15 protein-coding genes are annotated in these 18,012 nt (G+C 65.7%); 5 read left to right on the top strand and 10 right to left on the bottom strand.

The features are described from left to right. Positions 1 to 46: 46 nt before the first annotated feature. From purQ to folE2, 5 genes are all read left to right on the top strand, one after another. Positions 47 to 715: a phosphoribosylformylglycinamidine synthase subunit PurQ gene (gene purQ / locus CHB77_RS05850; protein WP_089387261.1), complete on the top strand. Its 669-nt coding sequence runs from the start codon at positions 47 to 49 to the stop codon at positions 713 to 715. Positions 716 to 781: 66 nt separating this feature from the next. Further along, positions 782 to 2,572 (top strand): sensor histidine kinase, encoded by a 1,791-nt coding sequence (locus CHB77_RS05845; protein ID WP_089387586.1) that lies wholly within the window; start codon positions 782 to 784, stop codon positions 2,570 to 2,572. Between the two features lie 16 nt (positions 2,573 to 2,588). Continuing rightward, positions 2,589 to 3,914: a sigma-54-dependent transcriptional regulator gene (locus CHB77_RS05840; RefSeq protein ID WP_089387260.1), complete on the top strand. Its 1,326-nt coding sequence runs from the start codon at positions 2,589 to 2,591 to the stop codon at positions 3,912 to 3,914. A gap of 642 nt (positions 3,915 to 4,556) precedes the next feature. After that, complete coding sequence (gene metZ, locus CHB77_RS05830; RefSeq protein WP_089387258.1) at positions 4,557 to 5,744, top strand: O-succinylhomoserine sulfhydrylase; 1,188 nt, start codon at positions 4,557 to 4,559, stop codon at positions 5,742 to 5,744. Positions 5,745 to 5,774: 30 nt separating this feature from the next. Continuing rightward, positions 5,775 to 6,809, top strand: a complete 1,035-nt coding sequence (gene folE2 / locus CHB77_RS05825; protein WP_423212878.1) for a GTP cyclohydrolase FolE2 — start codon at positions 5,775 to 5,777, stop codon at positions 6,807 to 6,809. On the opposite strand, the gene CHB77_RS05820 is transcribed toward folE2, so the two are convergent. The 10 genes from CHB77_RS05820 to CHB77_RS05780 all read right to left on the bottom strand — a co-directional run bounded on the left by CHB77_RS05820 (position 6,806) and on the right by CHB77_RS05780 (position 17,851). After that, complete coding sequence (locus CHB77_RS05820; RefSeq protein ID WP_089387256.1) at positions 6,806 to 9,133, bottom strand: aldehyde dehydrogenase family protein; 2,328 nt, start codon at positions 9,131 to 9,133, stop codon at positions 6,806 to 6,808. The two genes, folE2 and CHB77_RS05820, sit on opposite strands and share 4 nt — an antisense overlap. A 7-nt stretch (positions 9,134 to 9,140) precedes the next feature. Beyond that, positions 9,141 to 10,082, bottom strand: a complete 942-nt coding sequence (gene deoC / locus CHB77_RS05815; protein ID WP_089387255.1) for a deoxyribose-phosphate aldolase — start codon at positions 10,080 to 10,082, stop codon at positions 9,141 to 9,143. After that, entirely contained in the window at positions 10,079 to 10,645 is a 567-nt protein-coding gene (locus tag CHB77_RS05810) for a DUF1523 family protein (protein ID WP_089387254.1), read from the bottom strand. Before CHB77_RS05810 ends, deoC begins: the two co-directional genes overlap by 4 nt. Before the next feature lie 12 nt (positions 10,646 to 10,657). Continuing rightward, a complete protein-coding gene (locus CHB77_RS05805; protein WP_089387253.1) occupies positions 10,658 to 10,939 on the bottom strand; it encodes a hypothetical protein in 282 nt (93 codons plus the stop codon). A 78-nt stretch (positions 10,940 to 11,017) separates the two neighbouring features. After that, entirely contained in the window at positions 11,018 to 13,393 is a 2,376-nt protein-coding gene (locus CHB77_RS05800) for an ATP-dependent helicase (RefSeq protein ID WP_165456222.1), read from the bottom strand. Positions 13,394 to 13,460: 67 nt separating this feature from the next. After that, on the bottom strand, positions 13,461 to 13,583 hold the full coding sequence (locus CHB77_RS18765) for a hypothetical protein (protein WP_278185009.1): 123 nt from the start codon (positions 13,581 to 13,583) through the stop codon (positions 13,461 to 13,463). Beyond that, the gene (locus CHB77_RS05795; RefSeq protein WP_242626544.1) at positions 13,580 to 13,813 is read right to left on the bottom strand and encodes a hypothetical protein; all 234 of its coding nucleotides are present in this window, start codon (positions 13,811 to 13,813) and stop codon (positions 13,580 to 13,582) included. Before CHB77_RS05795 ends, CHB77_RS18765 begins: the two co-directional genes overlap by 4 nt. Before the next feature lie 12 nt (positions 13,814 to 13,825). Continuing rightward, entirely contained in the window at positions 13,826 to 14,821 is a 996-nt protein-coding gene (locus CHB77_RS05790) for an ABC transporter permease (protein WP_089387252.1), read from the bottom strand. Next, the gene (locus CHB77_RS05785) at positions 14,814 to 15,821 is read right to left on the bottom strand and encodes an ABC transporter permease (protein WP_089387251.1); all 1,008 of its coding nucleotides are present in this window, start codon (positions 15,819 to 15,821) and stop codon (positions 14,814 to 14,816) included. The genes CHB77_RS05790 and CHB77_RS05785 overlap by 8 nt, the downstream gene beginning before the upstream one ends. A 326-nt stretch (positions 15,822 to 16,147) precedes the next feature. Next, a complete protein-coding gene (locus CHB77_RS05780) occupies positions 16,148 to 17,851 on the bottom strand; it encodes a peptide ABC transporter substrate-binding protein (RefSeq protein WP_089387250.1) in 1,704 nt (567 codons plus the stop codon). Positions 17,852 to 18,012: the final 161 nt, after the last annotated feature.

Raw genomic sequence — 18,012 nt, 5'->3', positions numbered from 1 at the left:
AACCAAGCTGCGTTAAAGGACACGCGATCCCAGCAGGAGCAGCCCCATGAAAGCCGCCGTCATCACCTTTCCCGGATCGAACTGCGACCGCGACCTGGCCGTGGCGCTGGAACGGGCGGGTGCGCAGGTGACACGCGTCTGGCACAAGGACGATGCCCTGCCCCAGGGCACGGATCTGGTCGGGGTGCCGGGCGGGTTTTCGTTCGGCGATTACCTGCGGTGCGGCGCCATCGCCGCCCAGTCTCCCGTCGCGGCGGCACTGCGCCGCCACGCGGACCGGGGCGGCTATGTTCTGGGTATCTGCAATGGATTCCAGGTGCTGACCGAACTGGGCCTTCTGCCCGGCGCCCTGATGCGCAACACCGGGCTGACCTTTCTGTGCAAGCCGGCCGTCCTGACCGTCGCCACCACGGACAGCGCCTTTACCGGGGGCTATGGCAGGGGGCAGCGGATCACCATTCCCGTGGCCCATCACGACGGCAACTTTCAGATCGCGCCCGACGGACTGGCGCGATTGCAAGACGGCGACCGCATCGCCTTTTCCTATGTCCCGGCGATCAACGGATCGGTATCCGACATCGCGGGCGTGCTGTCGGAAAACCGTCGCGTCCTGGGCATGATGCCCCACCCGGAACGCGCCGCCGATCCGGCCCTGGGCGGCACCGACGGGGCGGCGCTGTTCCGCTGCCTTGTGGGCGGCGCTGTCAACGCCTGACTTGAGCGTCGGCGCGTCTGGGCCTAGAGTGCGGCAGTTGTGCAACATGGCCGGGCTTTACACGTGATCGAGGACAAGGGAGCCGCCAGCGAGTCAGATCGCCCTCGACCGCGGCTGGCCCAGCCCGGCAATCCATGGTGGCTGCGTCTTGCCGTTGCGCTGATCTTCGTTCTGGCGGTGGTGTCGATCTGGACCACGAACGCCTGGCTGACCACGCGGTTTTCCGACAGCACCCGCGTCCGGTCCGAACTGCGTCTGGCGCTGTATACCGGCAACCTGCTGTCCGAATTGCAGCGCACCGCGGTGGTGCCGCTGTTGCTGGCGCGCGATCCGGCCCTGATCGGATCGCTGAACAGCAACGATTTCTCATCGACCTCGGCCCGGCTGATGACGGCGCAAAAGGAAATCGGCGCGGCCTCGATCCGGCTTCTGGACGCATCGGGCCGGACGGTCGGATCCACGGACCGGTATCAGCTGGGCACCAACAACGTGCTGTCGCCGTTCTATGTCGAGGCGCTGCGATCCAGCGAAACGGTATTCACCGTCACGAATCACGGCGGCGCCGGTTACGAGTTCGCCTATTCCCGCGCGGTGATCGCCGACGGCAAGACCCTGGGGGTGATCGTCGTGGGCGCCGACCTGTCGCGGCTGGAACGGTCCTGGGCGGGGATTTCGGACGCCGTGGCCGTCACCGACAGCGAAGGCCGCATCATCCTGGCGACCGAACCCCGCTGGCGCGGCCTCACCATGCCCGAGGCCCTGGCGGTCCGCGACGCGCCGTCCGCCATCCAGCGTGCGTTTCAGGTCACGGCGGACTGGACCGCCCTGCCCATCGACGCCTATGTCCAGGGCCGCGCCGTCATGCAGGCCGAGGCGCGGATTCCCTTTCGCGGCTGGCGGATGACCAGCTTCACGACCTATGCCTCGGTCCGGGAACAGGTGAACGCGGTCCTGGCACTGGAGATCATGGGTTTTGCCATACTGCTGGCCGGGACGTTCTATGTCCTGTCGCGCCGGGCGCGCAGCCAGTCGGTCGCCTACATGCGCGAATCCGCGGACCTGCGCGCGCTGAACATGCGCCTGACGCGCGAGATCGCCGAACGCGAGCGGATGCAAAAGGAACTGCGCGTCGCCGAACAGACCGTGCAGCAAAGCAGCAAGCTGGCCGCCCTGGGCGAAATGTCGGCGGGCGTCAGCCACGAACTGAACCAGCCGCTTGCGGCGATGAAAACCTATCTTGCCGGAGCGCGCCTGCTGTTGCAACGCGGCCGGGCCGAGGAGGCGCTGTCCAGTTTCCAGCGGATCGACGATCTGATCGAACGGATGGGCGCGATCACCCGGCAATTGAAATCCTATGCCCGCAAGGGGGGCGAGGCGGTCGAGCCTGTCGATCTGCGCGCCGCCGTCAGCAGCGCCCTGACCATGATGGAACCCCAATTGCGGTCGCGCACGATCCGCGTGACCCGCAATCTGCCGCGCGGCACCGTGACGGTGCTGGCCGATCGCATCCGCCTGGAACAGGTCATCATCAACCTGTTGCGCAACGCCGTGGACGCCGTGCGCGACCGGCGCGACGCCCGGATCGAGATCGCGGTGGAAACCGGCGCCCACGCCTATGTGCTGGTGCGCGACAACGGGCCGGGGATCTCGGATCTGGAAAACCTGTTCGAGCCGTTCTGGACGACCAAGAAGCCGGGCGAGGGGACGGGACTTGGGCTTGCCATTTCCTCGACCATTGTGGCCGATTTCGGCGGTCGTCTGACGGCCCATAACGATAACGAAGGCGGCGCGGTCTTTGCGGTGGAACTGCCGCTGCACCGACCGGGCCAAGCCGCCCAGGCGCTTGCCGCCGAATGAAGAAAGGAAGACGTTCATGTCCCGCAAGTTGAAGATTGCCATTGTGGACGACGAACCGGACATGCGGGAATCGATCAGCCAATGGTTGGTCCTGTCCGGGTTCGACACCGAAACCTTTGTCAGCGCCGAAGACGCGCTGAAGACCATCGGCGCCGACTGGCCGGGCATCGTGGTCAGCGACATCCGCATGCCCGGCATGGACGGGATCGCCTTTCTGAAACGCCTGATGGGTCTGGATTCCGGGCTGCCCGTCATCCTGATTACCGGCCATGGCGACGTGCCCATGGCGGTCGAGGCGATGCGCATCGGCGCCATGGATTTCATGGAAAAGCCGTTCAATCCCGACAAGATGACCGCGCTGGCCAAGAAGGCCACGCAGATGCGGCGCATGACGCTGGACAACCGCGCGCTGCGCCGCGATCTGTCGGAAGGCCAGCAGGTCATGTCCAAGCTGATCGGCACCAGCCCCGTGATGGACCGCCTGCGCGAGGATATCCTGGATCTGGGCCAGGCCGACGGCCATGTGCTGATCGACGGGGAAACTGGCACCGGCAAGACCCTGGTGGCCCATGCCCTGCACGCGGTCGGACCGCGCGCATCCCGAAAGTTCGTGCCGGTGTCCTGCGCCGCCTATAACGACGAGGCGTTGTCGGCGCGCCTGTTCGGCCCGCTGGAAGACGGCATTCCCGCCGTCGAGGAAGCGCGCGGCGGCACCCTGTGCCTGGAAGACATCGAGGCGCTGTCCGAACCGCTGCAAGCCCGCCTTCTGGCATTCATCAGCGACCAGGGCATTCCCGCCGACACCCGGATCATCGCCATTTCCAACGCGCGCGGCGAAGGCCGCCGGGCCGAGGATTCGCTGCGGCCCGACCTGTTCTATCGCCTGTCCGCGCTGAAGATCACCCTGCCGCCCCTGCGCGCGCGGGGCGAGGATATCCTGTCGCTGTTCGCCCGCATGACCGAACAGTTTTCCGAGGAATACGGCTGCGAACCCCCACAGGTCAGTGCGCAGGAAGCCGCGCAGCTTTTGCAGGCCCCCTGGCCCGGCAATATCCGCCAACTCATCAACGTGGCCGAACGCGCGGTGTTGCAGAACCGGCGCGGATCGGGGTCCATCGCGTCCTTGCTGATGGCGGACGGCGACGACAACCAGCAAGCCACCACGACCGAAGGCAAGCCGCTGAAGGAGTATGTCGAGAGTTTCGAGAAGATGCTGATCGACAACACCATGCGCCGCCACAAGGGCAGCATCGCCAGCGTCATGGACGAATTGTGCCTTCCGCGCCGGACGCTGAACGAAAAGATGGCCAAATATGGCCTGCAACGCGGCGACTATCTGTAAAAAATCGCAGGGGGCGGATTTCTCCGCCCCCCGATGCGTCTTGGGCCATCCACAGAAAACGATACCAGCAACGCGGCCCGCAAGGATACCGATCAAAAAACGATCGGTCACATCGACAAGTCTTTGCACACACACTTTGCCGCGCCACCGAAGTCCCGATTCCATGCAGAAACGGTTGCCGATGCGCGACCCGACATAAAAATGGACTTGCCGCCCAGGTTTCTTGACAGCCGCCCCGTCGCACATGGCGCGGCCTGCCTTGGGGCCTTCGTCGGCCTGCCGCAACTTGACCTGCGGATGCGCCGTCTCGTCATCCAGCGTCATGGCCAGTTCCGGTCGTCCGGGGAAGCCCCACGTCTTGCAGCCCGCTATTCCTGACTGCCGGATCAACTTACTTGCGCGTCACGTTCCGCTCAACCTGTCCATTTGGACAATAAGCCTAGACTTTTCCTTAGCGGTTTGATTCAGGCCGCATTTTGCACGGTTTGCAAAAATGCGGACGCTGCCTCTGGGCGGACCGTTCAGCCTTGGCGTGAATTGCCGGGCATTCGTGGGCAGGCGGATGGCGCCGCATCCGGGCCTTGACCCTTGCACCACCCCTCCGAGGGCGCTAACCCGCCAGTATCAGCAAGGGGCATTCGAATGAGCGACAGTTCGGCAAAGGGCCTTCACCCGCGCACGCAAGCCGTCCATCACGGCATCCGCCGCAGCCAGTATGGCGAAATGGCCGAGGCGATCTTTCTGACGCAGGGCTTTGTCTATGACAGCGCCGAACAGGCCGAGGCGCGGTTCAAGGGCACCGGCCCCGACGAATTCATTTATGCCCGCTATGGCAACCCCACCAGCCGCATGTTCGAGGATCGCATCGCCGCCCTGGAGGGGACCGAGGATGCCTTTGCCACCGCCAGCGGCATGGCGGCGGTCAACGGCGCGCTGTTTTCGATGTGCAAGCCCGGCGATCACGTGGTTGCGGCCCGCGCCCTGTTCGGATCCTGCCTGTATGTCCTGGATCTGCTGGCCCGCTTCGGGGTCGAGGTCACATATGTCGATGGCACCGACCTGGACCAGTGGCAGGCCGCGCTGCGTCCCGGCACCAGGGCCGCGTTTTTCGAAACCATATCCAATCCCACGCTGGAGGTGATCGACATCGCCGCCGTCGCCCGCCTGGCCCATGCGGCCGGTGCCCTGGTCGTGGCCGACAACGTGTTCGCCACCCCGGTCTTTTCGCGCGCCGCCGAACTGGGCGCCGACGTGATCGTCTATTCCGCGACCAAGCATATCGACGGCGGCGGGCGCGCCTTGGCCGGCGTCATCTGCGGCACCCGGCAGTTCGTGCGCGAGGTGGCCGAGCCTTACCTGAAGCATACCGGCGGGGCGATCAGTCCGTTTCACAGCTGGATCATGCTGAACGGGCTGACCACGATGGACCTGCGCGTCCGCGCCCAGGCCGATACCGCCTTGCAGGTCGCCCAGGCGCTGCAAGGCCACCCGGCGCTGTCGCGCGTGATCTATCCGGGGCTGAAGGATCATCCCCAGCATGATCTGGCGATGCGGCAGATGGGATCGGGGGGCACGATGATCGCGTTCGAGCCTGCCGGGGGCAAGGAAGCCGCCTTTGCCGCCCTGAACCGGCTGGGGATCATCCGCATCTCGAACAACCTGGGCGATTCCAAATCCATCGTCACCCATCCGGCCACGACCACCCATCAGCGCCTGTCCGACGACGACCGCGCCTATCTGGGCATCACGCCCGGTCTGCTGCGGCTGTCCGTGGGGCTGGAGGACGCGGGGGATCTGATCCGCGACCTGCGACAGGCATTGGCGGCATAAACGGCGATCGGGTCGCCCGCGCGGCCCGATATGCCGGATTTGCTCTTTGGATTCCGGCGCCCTGACCCCATATTGTGCCGCGATCCCGTGAAGGATGCCCCGATGACCGAAGCCCGCCCGATGATCCCCGCCTATCCGGCCCTGGCGCGCAGCTATGACGCGGGGTTCCGGGCGGACGACGCTTACAAGGCCGGGCTGCCCGATTTGCAGAACGGTCCGGCCAGCCTGATCGTCGGCGCCCGTGCGCCCATCCAGCATGTCGGCATCTCGAATTTCCGTCTGCCGATCCGTTACCAGACGCGCGACGGCGGGGAAATCACCCTGGAAACCAGCGTCACCGGCACCGTCAGCCTGGAGGCCGATCGCAAGGGCATCAACATGTCCCGGATCATGCGGTCCTTTTATGTCCATTCCGAACACGCCTTCAGCCTCAGGGTGCTGGAATCCGCGCTGGACGATTACCAGGCCGACCTGGACGCCTATGACGCGCGCATCCAGATGCGATTCTCCTATCCGATACGGGTCGATTCGCTGCGGTCGGGCCTGTCGGGCTGGCAGTATTACGACATCGCGATGGAGGTGCTGGATCTGCATGGCCAGCGGCTGCGGATCATGCATTTCGATTATGTCTATTCCTCGACCTGCCCCTGTTCGCTGGAACTGTCCGAACATGCGCGCGAAACCCGGTCCCGGCTGGCGACGCCGCATTCGCAGCGGTCCATCGCGCGGATTTCCGTGGTGATGGACGGCCCCGAAAAGATCTGGTTCGAGGATGTGGTGGAACTGTGCCGCCGCGCCGTGCCCACGGAAACGCAGGTGATGGTCAAGCGCGAGGACGAGCAGGCCTTTGCCGAACTCAATGCCGCCAACCCGATCTTTGTCGAGGATGCGGTGCGCGCCTTTGCCGGGGAACTGCTGTCCGATCCGCGTTTTGGCGATTTCCGGGTGGTGGCCAGCCATCAGGAATCGCTGCATTCCCATGATGCGGTCAGCCTGCTGGTCAGCGGGCCGACCTTCGCGCAAAGCTCTCTGGACCCGATGACCTTCGCGGGGCTGCGTGCCTAATAGGCGGCGGACCCGGTGCCTTCGGGCAGGGCGCCATAGGGCAGCCAGATCGTCTTGGTCTGCGTGGCATGGTGCAGGAACGCCTCGCCCTGGGCCTGCGGGCCGGTCCAGTCGCGATGCACAGGCGCCCAGACGGGCTTGAGGTTGCCGCCCGCCGCCTGTTCGACCGCCGCCAGATCGCCGCCGACGGCCCACATCGCCGCAACATCGTCATGCGCCGCCAGCACGCGGGCCAGATCGTCGCGCGGGCCGGTGACAATATTCACGACGCCCCCCGGCAGGTCCGAGGTGTCGAAGACCTGATACAGATCCGTCACCGCCAGCGGATCGTCCTGCGCGGCGATGGCGACCACGCGGTTGCCCATCGCGACGGCGGGCATCACCAGCGACATGAACGCGGCCAGCGGCTGCGCATTGGGACAGGCAATGCCCATGACGCCATAAGGTTCGTTAACCACGTTCAGCAGGTGGCCGGGCTTGGACTGGACATTGGCGCCGTCGAACTTGTCGGCCCATGCGGCGTAATGGAAGGCGCGGGCGATGGCGGCATCGACCTCGGCCCGGCTGGTGCGGGCGGCGAATTCGGCGGCACGGGCCGACAGGTTTTCGGCGATGTAATACAGCACCTGCGCGCGGGCATGTCCGCCCATGGCTGCCCATTTTCCAGCCTTTGCCGCCGCCTCGACCGCATTGCGGATGTCCTTGCGGTTGCCCAGGGGGGCAAGCCCGCCCGGCACGACATAGCTTGCCCCGCCATCCGGCCGTTTCTGCGCGCCGCCGATATACAGTTTGGCCGTCCGGTCCAGATCCGCCGCATGGCCCGCGCCGGTGGTCGCGGCGACGGGCGCGGCGGGTGCGGGGTCGTCGGCTGCATCCACCGGCAGTTCCGCCAGATAATCCAGCATCCCCACGCGCCCGCCCTCGCGGCCGAAACCGCTTTCGCGATAACCGCCAAAGGGGGCGGCGGCGTCGAACAGGTTGGCGCAGTTGATCCAGACGACGCCCGCCTTGATCCTGGATGCGATGTCGGTCGCGACCGCAGCGCTTTCCGACCAGACCGAGGCGGCAAGGCCATAGCGGGTGTTGTTGGCCAGTTCGACCGCCTCGTCCGCCGTGCGGAAGGTGGACAGGGTGGCGATGGGGCCGAAGATTTCCTGTTCGGAGCCCGGATTGGCGGGGGCGATGTTGCGCAGATAGCCGGGCGCGATGAAGCAGCCGTCCTGCGCGGCCCCGCCCACCAGTTCCGCCCCGGCATCGACGGCAGACCGGCAGATCGAGAGGATCCGGTTCTTCTGGATCGGATCGACGATGGCGCCCAGATCGCTGGACTTGTCCAGCGGCGGTCCGACCCGCAGCCGGGCCATGCGGGCGGCCAGCAGCGTCTCGAACCGGTCCGCCACGGCCTCGGCCACCAGGATGCGCGATCCGGCGCAGCAGACCTGGCCCCCGTTGAACCAGATCGAATCCACCACGCCCTCGACCGCGGCGTCCAGATCGGCGTCGGGCATCACCACAAAGGGCGACTTGCCGCCCAGTTCCAGCGTCAGTCGCTTGCCCGTTCCGGCAAGCTGGCCTGCGATGGCGCGCCCCACCTCGGTCGAGCCGGTGAACGCGATCTTGTCCACATCCGAGGCCACCAGGGCCGCGCCCGTGGCGCCGTCGCCGGTCACGATGTTGACGACGCCGGCGGGCAAGCCGATCTCCTGACAGATCTCGGCGAATGCCAGGGCGGTCAGCGGCGTGTATTCGGCAGGCTTCAGGACCACTGTGTTGCCCGCCGCGAGGGCAGGTGCGATCTTCCAGGCCAGCATCAGCAGCGGAAAGTTCCATGGAATGATCTGGCCGCAGACGCCCAGCGGTGCATGGCCGGGAAAGGTCGTGTCGCGCAGTTCGGCCCAACCGGCATGGTGATAGAAATGCCGCGCGACCAGCGGCACGTCGATGTCGCGCGATTCCCGGATCGGCTTGCCGTTGTCCAGCGTTTCCAGCACCGACAGGAAGCGTTCGCGTTTCTGGACATGCCGGGCCAGCGCATAGAGATGGCGCGCCCGCTGCGTTCCCGTCAACGCCGCCCATCCCGGCTGCGCCGCGCGGGCCGCTGCAACGGCAGTCGCGACGTCCTTTGCCGTCCCCTGCGTCACCTGCGCCAGCGTCTTGCCCGTTGCGGGGTCGCGGCTGTCGAACAATTTTCCCGGTTCGGTGAAGGCGCCGCCGATGAGATGCCCGAAAGCACCCCGCCGCGCCAGCCAGTCGCGCACCGTTGCGCTATCCTCGACCGAAGGGCCGTAGTCCATCGTTTCCATCAATTCGCTCACGCTGGTCATTCGGTCCTCAGGCAATGGCTTGGCGGTGGGCGCCGGCATAGCGGCCGGTGACATGGTGGCTGATCTGGCGCTCGATATCGCCCAGCAGACTGGACGCCCCGATGCGGAACAGATCCGGGCGCAGCCAGTCGTGGCCCAGTTCCTCGGCCATAAGCACCTGCCAACTGATCGCGTCCTTGGCGGTGCGCAGGCCCCCGGCGGGCTTGAAGCCGACGACATGGCCGGTCCGGTCGCGGTAATCGCGGATCGCCCGGCACATCACCAGCGACACAGGCAGGGTGGCGTTCACGCCTTCCTTGCCGGTCGAGGTCTTGATCCAGTCCGCCCCGGCCTGCATCGCGACATGGCTGGCACGGGCGACATTCTCCAGCGATTTCAGATCGCCGGTGGCCAGGATCGCCTTCATCCGCGCGTCTCCGCAGGCCTCGCGCATGGCGCGCAGTTCGTCATACAGCGCCGACCAGTCGCCGCGCAGGACATGGGCGCGGGTGATGACGATGTCGATCTCGTCCGCGCCATGTTCGACGGCGTAAAGAATCTCGGCCAGCCGCAGGTTCAGGGGCATCAGACCCGCCGGAAAGCCCGTGGCGACGCTGGCGACGGGGATCCCGGAATTGCCGAGCGCGCGTTTCGCGGGCGCGACCATCGTCGGATAGACGCAGACCGCCCCCGTGGTCAGGCCGGTCACGCCCATCGCCTCTAGCAGGTCGGGGGCGATGGGCTGTCGCGCCTTGGCGCACAGCCGCGCCACACGGTCGGGCGTGTCGTCGCCCGCCAGCGTCGTCAGATCGATGCAGCGCACCGCGTTCAGCAGCCAGGCCGCCTGATGATCTTTTTTCAGGCTGCGCCGGGCGGGCAGGGTGGCCGCCCGGCGTTCGACGGCGGGGGTGTTGATGCGGATGTCGGCAAAACCGTCGGTGCGCAGATCGGTGCCGGGGTTGCGGGTCATGGTTTTTTCCGCCAGCCGCGCAGCCCGCGGTCCTGAAACTGCGCCCACATCCGCCACAGCAAGGCCAGAACCATCAGCAGCACGATGCAAACGATGCTTGCCGCCCAGTTGCGGGGCCGTTCGTCCGGCCCGGCCAGCGTATCGATGCTGACCGCGTTGGGATAGGTGGACAGGAACGCCATCCGCCAGCCATAGGCCGTGACGCTGACCCACTGCGGGTTGTCGCGGCCCGATTGCAGATTCGTCGCCTCGGCCTGCAAATTCGCGCTGTCGTATTTGAAATAGGGGGGCCAGATCCAGCCCGTGTCCTCGTTCCGATAGACAAAGACGTTTCCGCTGGGCCGCACCGTCTCGATAAAGCGGACGTCCCGCTGGCCTTGCGCGTTTTCGACCGTGCCGGTGTTGTCGGACGCATAGAAGATGGCGTTCGACGCCGTGACCGAGGTCAGGCGGTTATAGGTGTTGGTGATGCGCACCGTGTTCTTGGACGGCAGCGCATAGTCCAGGAACAGAAACACCGCGATGCCGAACAGCACGCCGACCGCGACCTTGAGATAATGCATGATTGCCGCGCCTTACTGCCAATTGACCCAATAGATGATGCCCGCCACCGCCAGATTGGGCAGCACGAAGACCAGAAGCAACAGCCGCGAACGCAGCGTCCTGTCGAACCCGGCCATGGACCTGCGGACGAACGCGCGCCGCGCGGGGGTGTTCCCCGGCATGGCCGGATGGCGTTCGTTCCAGCGGTCCTCCAGCCGTTCGGTCCGCAGCGACCGCAGATAGACCCGCAGCAGCACATAGAACACCGTTTCGGCGATCAGCAGGAACAGGATCAGGCGGAAGAAAGCGGCCAAGGGGCGGTCCGGTTTGCGGTTTGCGCCAGCCTAGCAGCCCGCAGGACAGGGGGCCAGCCGCGTCGGAACGGCCAACCTTCAGAACGGAACGTCGTCCCCGCCAACCGGCTGGACATAGGCCGCCTTGATGGTCTTGAAGCCGGTGTCGAACCGGACGGTCAGCGTGTCCTCGGCGATGCCCATGATCGTGCCTTGGCCGAATTTCGCGTGGCTCACGCGGTCGCCCACGGTGAATTTCGCGGCGGGTTCGGCGTCGATGATGACCGGCGTGCGGTGGACCGGACCCTTGCGTTCGGTAGTGCGCGACTGCATCCGCTTCCATCCGGGCGAATTGTAGACATCGGCCTTGGCCGCGCGTTCGTGCAGCGCGTTGACCGGCCCGCCCGCCGCAAAGGCCATGGCCGCGCCGTAGCCGCCGCCGTAAAGGCCGGGGGGCGTCAGAACCTCGACATGATCGGCGGGCAGTTCATCGACGAAGCGCGAGGGCATACTGCTTTGCCATTGCCCGTAAAGGCGCCGGTTGCCCGCAAAGCTGATCGTGGCCAGCCGTTCGGCCCGCGTGATGCCGACATAGGCCAGGCGGCGTTCCTCCTCCAGCCCCTTGGTGCCGCTTTCGTCCATGGCGCGCTGGCTGGGGAACAGCCCGTCCTCCCACCCCGGCAGAAAGACCACCGGAAACTCCAGCCCCTTGGCGGCGTGCAGCGTCATGATGCTGACCTGTTCGGCGGCGTCCCCGTCGTCGCGGTCCATCACCAGGGCGACATGTTCCAGGAAACCCTGAAGGTTCTCGAATTCCTCCAGCGCCTTGACCAGTTCCTTGAGGTTGTCCAGACGGACGGGCGCGTCGGGCGTCTTGTCGGCCTGCCACATGGCGGTATAGCCGGATTCGTCCAGGATCCGTTCGGCCAGTTCGACATGGCTGACCCGGTCGTCCAGGGCGTCGGCGTGCCAGCGGCCCACGGCCGCGGTGAACTGGCGCATCTGGGCCGCCGCCTTGCCCGACAGATCGCCTGCCGTCAGCGCCGCGACGGTGCCGTCCAGCAGCGACAGCCCGCGCGCCCGTGCCATGGCCTGAATGGCCTTCAAGCCCTTTTCGCCCAGGCCGCGCTTTGGGGTGTTGGCGATGCGTTCGAAGGCCAGGTCGTCGGCGGGGCTGACCACCAGCCGGAAATAGGCCATCGCGTCGCGGATTTCGGCGCGTTCATAGAACCGCGGACCGCCGATCACGCGATAGGGCAAACCGATCGACATGAAGCGGTCCTCGAACGCGCGCATCTGGTGGGACGCGCGGACCAGGATGGCGATGTCGTTCAGGCTGGTGCGGCCGATGACGGCACGATGGCCGCCGTGAAAGGCCTCGATCTCCTCTCCGATCCAGCGGGCCTCGGCCTCGCTGTCCCAATGGCCGATAAGGCGGACCTTTTCGCCGCCCTCGGCATCCGTCCACAAGGTCTTGCCCAGGCGGCCCTGGTTCGCCGCGATCAGCCCGGAGGCGGTGGCCAGGATCTGCGGGGTCGAGCGATAGTTCTGTTCCAGCCGGACCACCTGGGCGCCGGGGAAATCGTGTTCGAACCGCAGGATGTTTCCGACCTCGGCCCCGCGCCAGCCATAGATCGACTGGTCATCGTCACCCACGCAGCAGATGTTGCGATGCGACTGCGCCAGCAGCCGCAGCCACAGGTACTGGGCCACGTTGGTGTCCTGGTATTCGTCCACCAGGATATAGCGGAACCGATCCTGCCAAGACCGCAGCACGTCCGGGTGCGCCTGGAACAGCGTGACGCAATGCATCAGCAGATCGCCGAAATCGACCGCGTTCAGCGCCAGCAGCCGGTTCTGATAGGCCGCGTACAGCCGCCCGCCCCAGCCGTCAAAAGCGGTGCCTTCGCCCTTGGGCAGACGGGCAGGGGTCAGGCAGCGGTTCTTCCAGCCGTCGATCAGCCCGGCCAGCTGGCGCGCGGGCCAGCGTTTCTCGTCCAGATTTTCGGCCTGGATCAACTGCTTCATCAGCCGGATCTGGTCGTCGGTGTCCAGGATCGTGAAGGAGGGCTTCAGGTGCAGATCGCCGTTGCCGATCAGTTCGGCATGGCGGCGCAGGATCTTGACGCTGATGCTGTGGAACGTGCCCAGCCACGGCATCCCCTCGACCGTATCGCCCAGCAGGCGGGCGACACGGTCCCGCATTTCCCGCGCGGCCTTGTTGGTGAAGGTCACGGCCAGGATCTGCCCCGGCCGGGCCTGGCCCAGCATCAGCAGATGCGCGATCCGCGTGGTCAGCGCGCGCGTCTTGCCGGTCCCCGCGCCCGCCAGCATCAGGACCGGCCCATCCAGCGTTTCCACCGCGGCGCGCTGCGCCGGGTTCAGCCCGTCCAGATAGGGCGCGGGACGGGCGGCCATCGCGCGGCGGGACAGCGGCACATCGCCCATGTCGTCGGAATCGTCCAAAAGCTCCATCCCGCCAACATAGGCGCGGCGACGGATCATGGAAAGCCCGTGTTCCGCCTTTGTTCGTATCGCCTTGTTATTCTGCCGGATGATGAGGCGGGCGAGGGTTCAGCTTCCGCTCTTCCCGGCGCAGCGCAAGAATGCCGACCCCGGCCACGGCCACGGCGAGAACGGGAACAATGAACTCGAAGAACGTCATTCCTTTACCTCCTTGCGGACCCTGCCCACAACATAGTGCGAAATCCCGTGGATTGCGAGTCCGGTCATCCCCCACCACAGGGCCGACAGATTCGCGTTACCCAGGCTTTCCGTCAAGGGGCGCAGCACGGCGAAACCGATCAGGCCCAACCCGATCGCGTTCAGAAAGTTCGCGAACAGCTTCACACGCTCATTGTAGGCCGCCAAGGGATTGCGTGCAGTCTGCATCATTTCCAGCCGCCGTCAGCGCCCCCGGATCCGCGGATCCATCGCGTCGCGCAGGCCGTCGCCGATATAGTTCACGCACAAGACCGTCAGAGAGATGAACAGCCCCGGCAGGATCACCCGCGACGGATACTGGATCATCTGGTCCACCGCGTCATAGAGCAGCCGTCCCCAGGTCGGGAAATCGGGCGGAAAGCCCAGGCCCAGAAAGCTGAGCGCGCTTTCGGTGATGATCGCCGTGGCGATGCCAAGCGTGGCGGCCACCATGATCGGCGACAGCACGTTGGGCAGAACGTGGCGCAGGATCATCCGGCGGGCGGGGGTGCCGATGGATCGGGCGGCCAGGATGAACTCGCGTTCCTTCAGGCCCAGCACGTCGCCGCGCACGATGCGGGCGGCCTGCATCCAGCTGGTCGCGCCGATGGCGGACACGATCAGGATGAAGGTGCCCATGGCCGGGCCGAAGGATTGCGACAGGGGTTCGCGGAACAGCGTGACCATCAGCAGCAACAGGGGCAGCAGCGGCAGCGCCAGGAACAGTTCAGTCAGCCGCATCAGCGGCGCATCCATCCGGCGGAAATATCCCGAGACCACGCCCACCAGGCTGCCCAGCGTGATCGCGATGGTCATGGCCGTCAGGCCCACCGCGATGGACACGCGGCCCCCCGCCATCAGGCGGGCCAGCATGTCGCGCCCCAACTGGTCAGTGCCGAATGGGTGGGCAAGGGAAAAGCCCGAATTGCGCGCCCGGATGTCCACATAGGTCGGATCGATGGTCCAGATCAGCGGACCCACGGTCACGAACAGGATGATCGACAGGAACAGCACCAGCGCGACCATCGCGCCCGTGTGGCTGCGGAACTGGCGCCAGACATCGCGCCATTGGCTGCGCGTTTCCCCGCCCGCGTGCAGGGGATCGTCGGGGGGCAGCGCCGCGGTGGCGCCTGCCTGGACGGCCGAGGCATCGATCGTTTCCGCCACGGACAGGCGATGCTGGCGTTCGGTCTCAGTCATAACGGATCCTCGGGTCGAGAATGCCGTAGAGGATGTCGGCAATCAGGGTGAACAGCACGATCAGGATCGCGAAGATGAAGGTCAGCGTCAGCACCATGGGAATGTCGTTGCCGTGGATCGCGGTAATCAGCAACTGGCCCAGCCCGTTCACCTTGAACACCTGTTCGGTGATGATCGCGCCCCCGAAGACGGCGGGCAGGCCAAGCGCGATCACGGTGATGACCGGGATCAGGCTATTGCGCAGCACATGCTTCAGCACCACGGTCTTTTCCGACAGGCCCTTGGCGCGGGCGGTGCGGACGTAATCCTGTCCCAGGTTGTCCAGCATGGACGCGCGCATGAAGCGGCTGATCTGGGCCGCGTTGTATAGCGCCAGCACCGTCACCGGCATCACCATCTGCCGCACCTGCGCCAGAAAGCTGTCCCAGTCCCGGACCTGCAAGGTGGTGTCATAGACGGACGGGAACCATTGCAGCTTGACCCCGAAGATGATGATGAGCACGACCCCCGTGAAGAAGGTCGGCATCGAAAAGCCGATCATCGACACGAAGGTGCCAAGCTGGTCGAACCAGGAATACTGCTTGTAGGCCGAGACGATCCCGATCGGGATCGCGATCAGGACGCCCACCAGATAGGACATGCCGACGACCGTCAGCGTCTGCGGCACGCGCTGCGCGATCACGTCGAACACCGGGCTGCGCGACTGAAAGCTGATGATGCGCTGCATTCCGGCGCTGAACTGGGTGCCGAAGACGCTGTCGAACCAATACAGCGGCTCGACCCAAAAGAACTGCTTGAGCCACAAGACATAGCGCACATACCAGGGCTGGCCCAGGCCAAGGGCCTCGCGCATCCGTTCCTTGACCTCGGGCGGGACGGTCAGGGGCACGTCGCCCAGGGGATCGCCGGGCGATGCCTCGAGCAGCATGAAGATCACGAAGGATATGAACAGCAGCGTCGGAATGGCCAGCAGCAGGCGCCGGATGGTGAATGTCAGCATCGAAAGCTCCGGTCAGGGCAGGCGGCGTGGAACAATGGCGGGCATGGCTGTCGGTCCTGATTAAGGGGTTGGGCCGGACACCGTCGGCATGATCGCAGAAACGCCTGGCATTGTCGCGACCCCATCCGCCTGAACGGGGTGGACCGCGGCGCCTGTTGCCCGGCAAAAAGGCAGGATGGCGGCGGACAGCACAAAGGGCGCGGCACCGCCGTCGGTCGTGGCCGCCGGACCAGACTGTCCGGGCGGCCGGACGGGAATTCTGGTCGGGCGCATCGTGGTTCCGGGATCGGATCCGGCCCCGCGGCGGTTCGCGGGGCCGGCAAGGATCACTGTTCGACGCGGGTCCAGTCGGCCACGTTCCACAGTTCCGAATCCCAGGCGTTGATGTCGACGCCGCCCAGGCTGTTCGAATGGGCCGACGCCGTGCCGCGATAGACCAGCGGAATGATCGCGTTGCTTTCCTTGGTCAGCATCTCGTTCAGCTTCTGGCCGATCTTGGCGCGTTCGGCGGGATCGACGGTCTTCGACAGTTCGACCATCATCGCGTCATAGGCTTCGTCGCAATAGCGACTGATGTTTTCGCCCTGCCACTGGTTCTCGGGGCTGGGCGCCTTGTCGCAGGTCCATTTCGCCAGATAGGGCGCCGGGTTGCCGCCTTCGAAGTTGTCGGCGTACATCTCGACATCCGCATAGAACTTTTGCAGCGTGTCGGGCGATCCGGGATCCGATCCGAAGAAGACCGAGGCATCAACCGTCTTCAGTTCGGTCTCGATGCCGATTTCGGACCACCATTGCTTGATAAGCGCCTGGAAATCCTGGCGCACCGCGTTGACCGAGGTCTGGAAGACCATCTTCAACGGCACGCCGTCCTTTTCGCGAACGCCGCTGCCGCCCATGGTCCAGCCTGCCTCGTCCAGCAGCGCGTTCGCCCCCGCGATGTCCTGGGTCAGGCATTCCGTGTTGGGCGATGCCCAGGCCTCGGGCGCGGGAACATAGTTGCAGGTGGGCTGGCCTGCGTCGCCATAACCGATTTCCGTCAGAAGCTGGCGGTCTATGGCCATGGACAGGGCCTTGCGCACCGCCGGATCCGACAGGAAGGGATGGGGATTGGCGGCGGTGGACCGTTCGCCCTCGGGGTAAGACGACGACGGGTCGGTCAGGTTGACGTGGATCCGTTCCACCAGGCTGCCAAAGGCCGCGCTGACCTTGCCACGGCCCATCGCCTCCATCCCGGCGATCACGTCGGGGGCAAGCTGGGTGTTCCAGGCATAGTCGAATTCGCCGGTTTCCAGCACGGACCGCGCCGCCGCCGCCGCGTCGCCGCCGCCCTTGATGGTCGCGGTCGCGAAGGCGGGCTTGGCCGCGTCGCGGTATTCGGGGTTCGCCTCGAAGGTGATGACGTCGTTGGTCAGGAACTGCGTCACCCGGAACGGCCCGGTGCCGATCGGATTGAAGTTCTGGTCGGTACAGGTTGGCGCATTGACGCCCAGGCAGGCTTCGAACTGGGCCTTTTGCAGGATCGGAGAGTTGGCGCCCACGAAGGCCGAATAAGGATCGGGCATCGGTTCGGCGAAGGTGATCTTGATCGTCAGATCATCGACCGCCTCGATCGCCTCGACGCCTTCGAACTTGGCCAGCTGCGAACATCCCCCCTCGGGGTCCATGCAGTACTGGCCGGAAAACACCACGTCGGCCGAGGTGACGGACGTGCCGTCGGACCATTTCAGCCCTTCCTTCAGCTTCCAGGTGACGGATTTCAGATCCTCGGCGATGCCGCCGTTTTCCAGCGTCGGAATCTCGGCCGCAAGCCGCGGGAACATCTCGGCCTCGGGAGTCATCCCGGCCAGAGGTTCCAGCACCATGCTGGCGGCCACCAGTTCCTTGGTGCCCCCGGAAAGATAGGGGTTCATCGTGGAGGGCGCCTGCCACATGATGATGTTGAGCGCGCCGTCGCTGCCTCGTTCGGCCATTGCGGCAGGGGCCATCGCCAGGGTGGCGGCCGCGCCCATCAGCAGTGTCTTCAGCTTCATCGGTCTCTCCTGTCGGACGTTGGAAACCGCAAGGCGCGGCCCAGAACGTGATCGTGCCTGTATGCAGGCTTTTTGTGTCTTGCCCTCGGTTCCTCCGGGCATGGTTCTGGCCCGTGGATCGTGCGGAACGGCACTAGTTTCAATCCAAGCACATTTGGAAA

It is taken from the genome of Paracoccus sediminis, assembly GCF_900188295.1.
GTDB lineage: Bacteria > Pseudomonadota > Alphaproteobacteria > Rhodobacterales > Rhodobacteraceae > Paracoccus > Paracoccus sediminis.
Note: the sequence above shows the minus strand (reverse complement) of the source record. Positions and strands in the feature narration are given on the sequence as shown.

Bases quoted from the DNA above. Each gene is read 5' to 3' on its own strand.
- purQ (WP_089387261.1), top strand. From the start codon at position 47: ATGAAAGCCGCCGTCATCACCTTTCCCGGATCGAACTGCGACCGCGAC.
- CHB77_RS05840 (WP_089387260.1), top strand. From the start codon at position 2,589: ATGTCCCGCAAGTTGAAGATTGCCATTGTGGACGACGAACCGGACATG.
- metZ (WP_089387258.1), top strand. From the start codon at position 4,557: ATGAGCGACAGTTCGGCAAAGGGCCTTCACCCGCGCACGCAAGCCGTC.
- folE2 (WP_423212878.1), top strand. From the start codon at position 5,775: ATGCCGGATTTGCTCTTTGGATTCCGGCGCCCTGACCCCATATTGTGC.
- CHB77_RS05820 (WP_089387256.1), bottom strand. From the start codon at position 9,133: ATGACCAGCGTGAGCGAATTGATGGAAACGATGGACTACGGCCCTTCG.
- deoC (WP_089387255.1), bottom strand. From the start codon at position 10,082: ATGACCCGCAACCCCGGCACCGATCTGCGCACCGACGGTTTTGCCGAC.
- CHB77_RS05810 (WP_089387254.1), bottom strand. From the start codon at position 10,645: ATGCATTATCTCAAGGTCGCGGTCGGCGTGCTGTTCGGCATCGCGGTG.
- CHB77_RS05800 (WP_165456222.1), bottom strand. From the start codon at position 13,393: ATGGAGCTTTTGGACGATTCCGACGACATGGGCGATGTGCCGCTGTCC.
- CHB77_RS18765 (WP_278185009.1), bottom strand. From the start codon at position 13,583: ATGACGTTCTTCGAGTTCATTGTTCCCGTTCTCGCCGTGGCCGTGGCC.
- CHB77_RS05795 (WP_242626544.1), bottom strand. From the start codon at position 13,813: ATGATGCAGACTGCACGCAATCCCTTGGCGGCCTACAATGAGCGTGTG.
- CHB77_RS05790 (WP_089387252.1), bottom strand. From the start codon at position 14,821: ATGACTGAGACCGAACGCCAGCATCGCCTGTCCGTGGCGGAAACGATC.
- CHB77_RS05785 (WP_089387251.1), bottom strand. From the start codon at position 15,821: ATGCTGACATTCACCATCCGGCGCCTGCTGCTGGCCATTCCGACGCTG.
- CHB77_RS05780 (WP_089387250.1), bottom strand. From the start codon at position 17,851: ATGAAGCTGAAGACACTGCTGATGGGCGCGGCCGCCACCCTGGCGATG.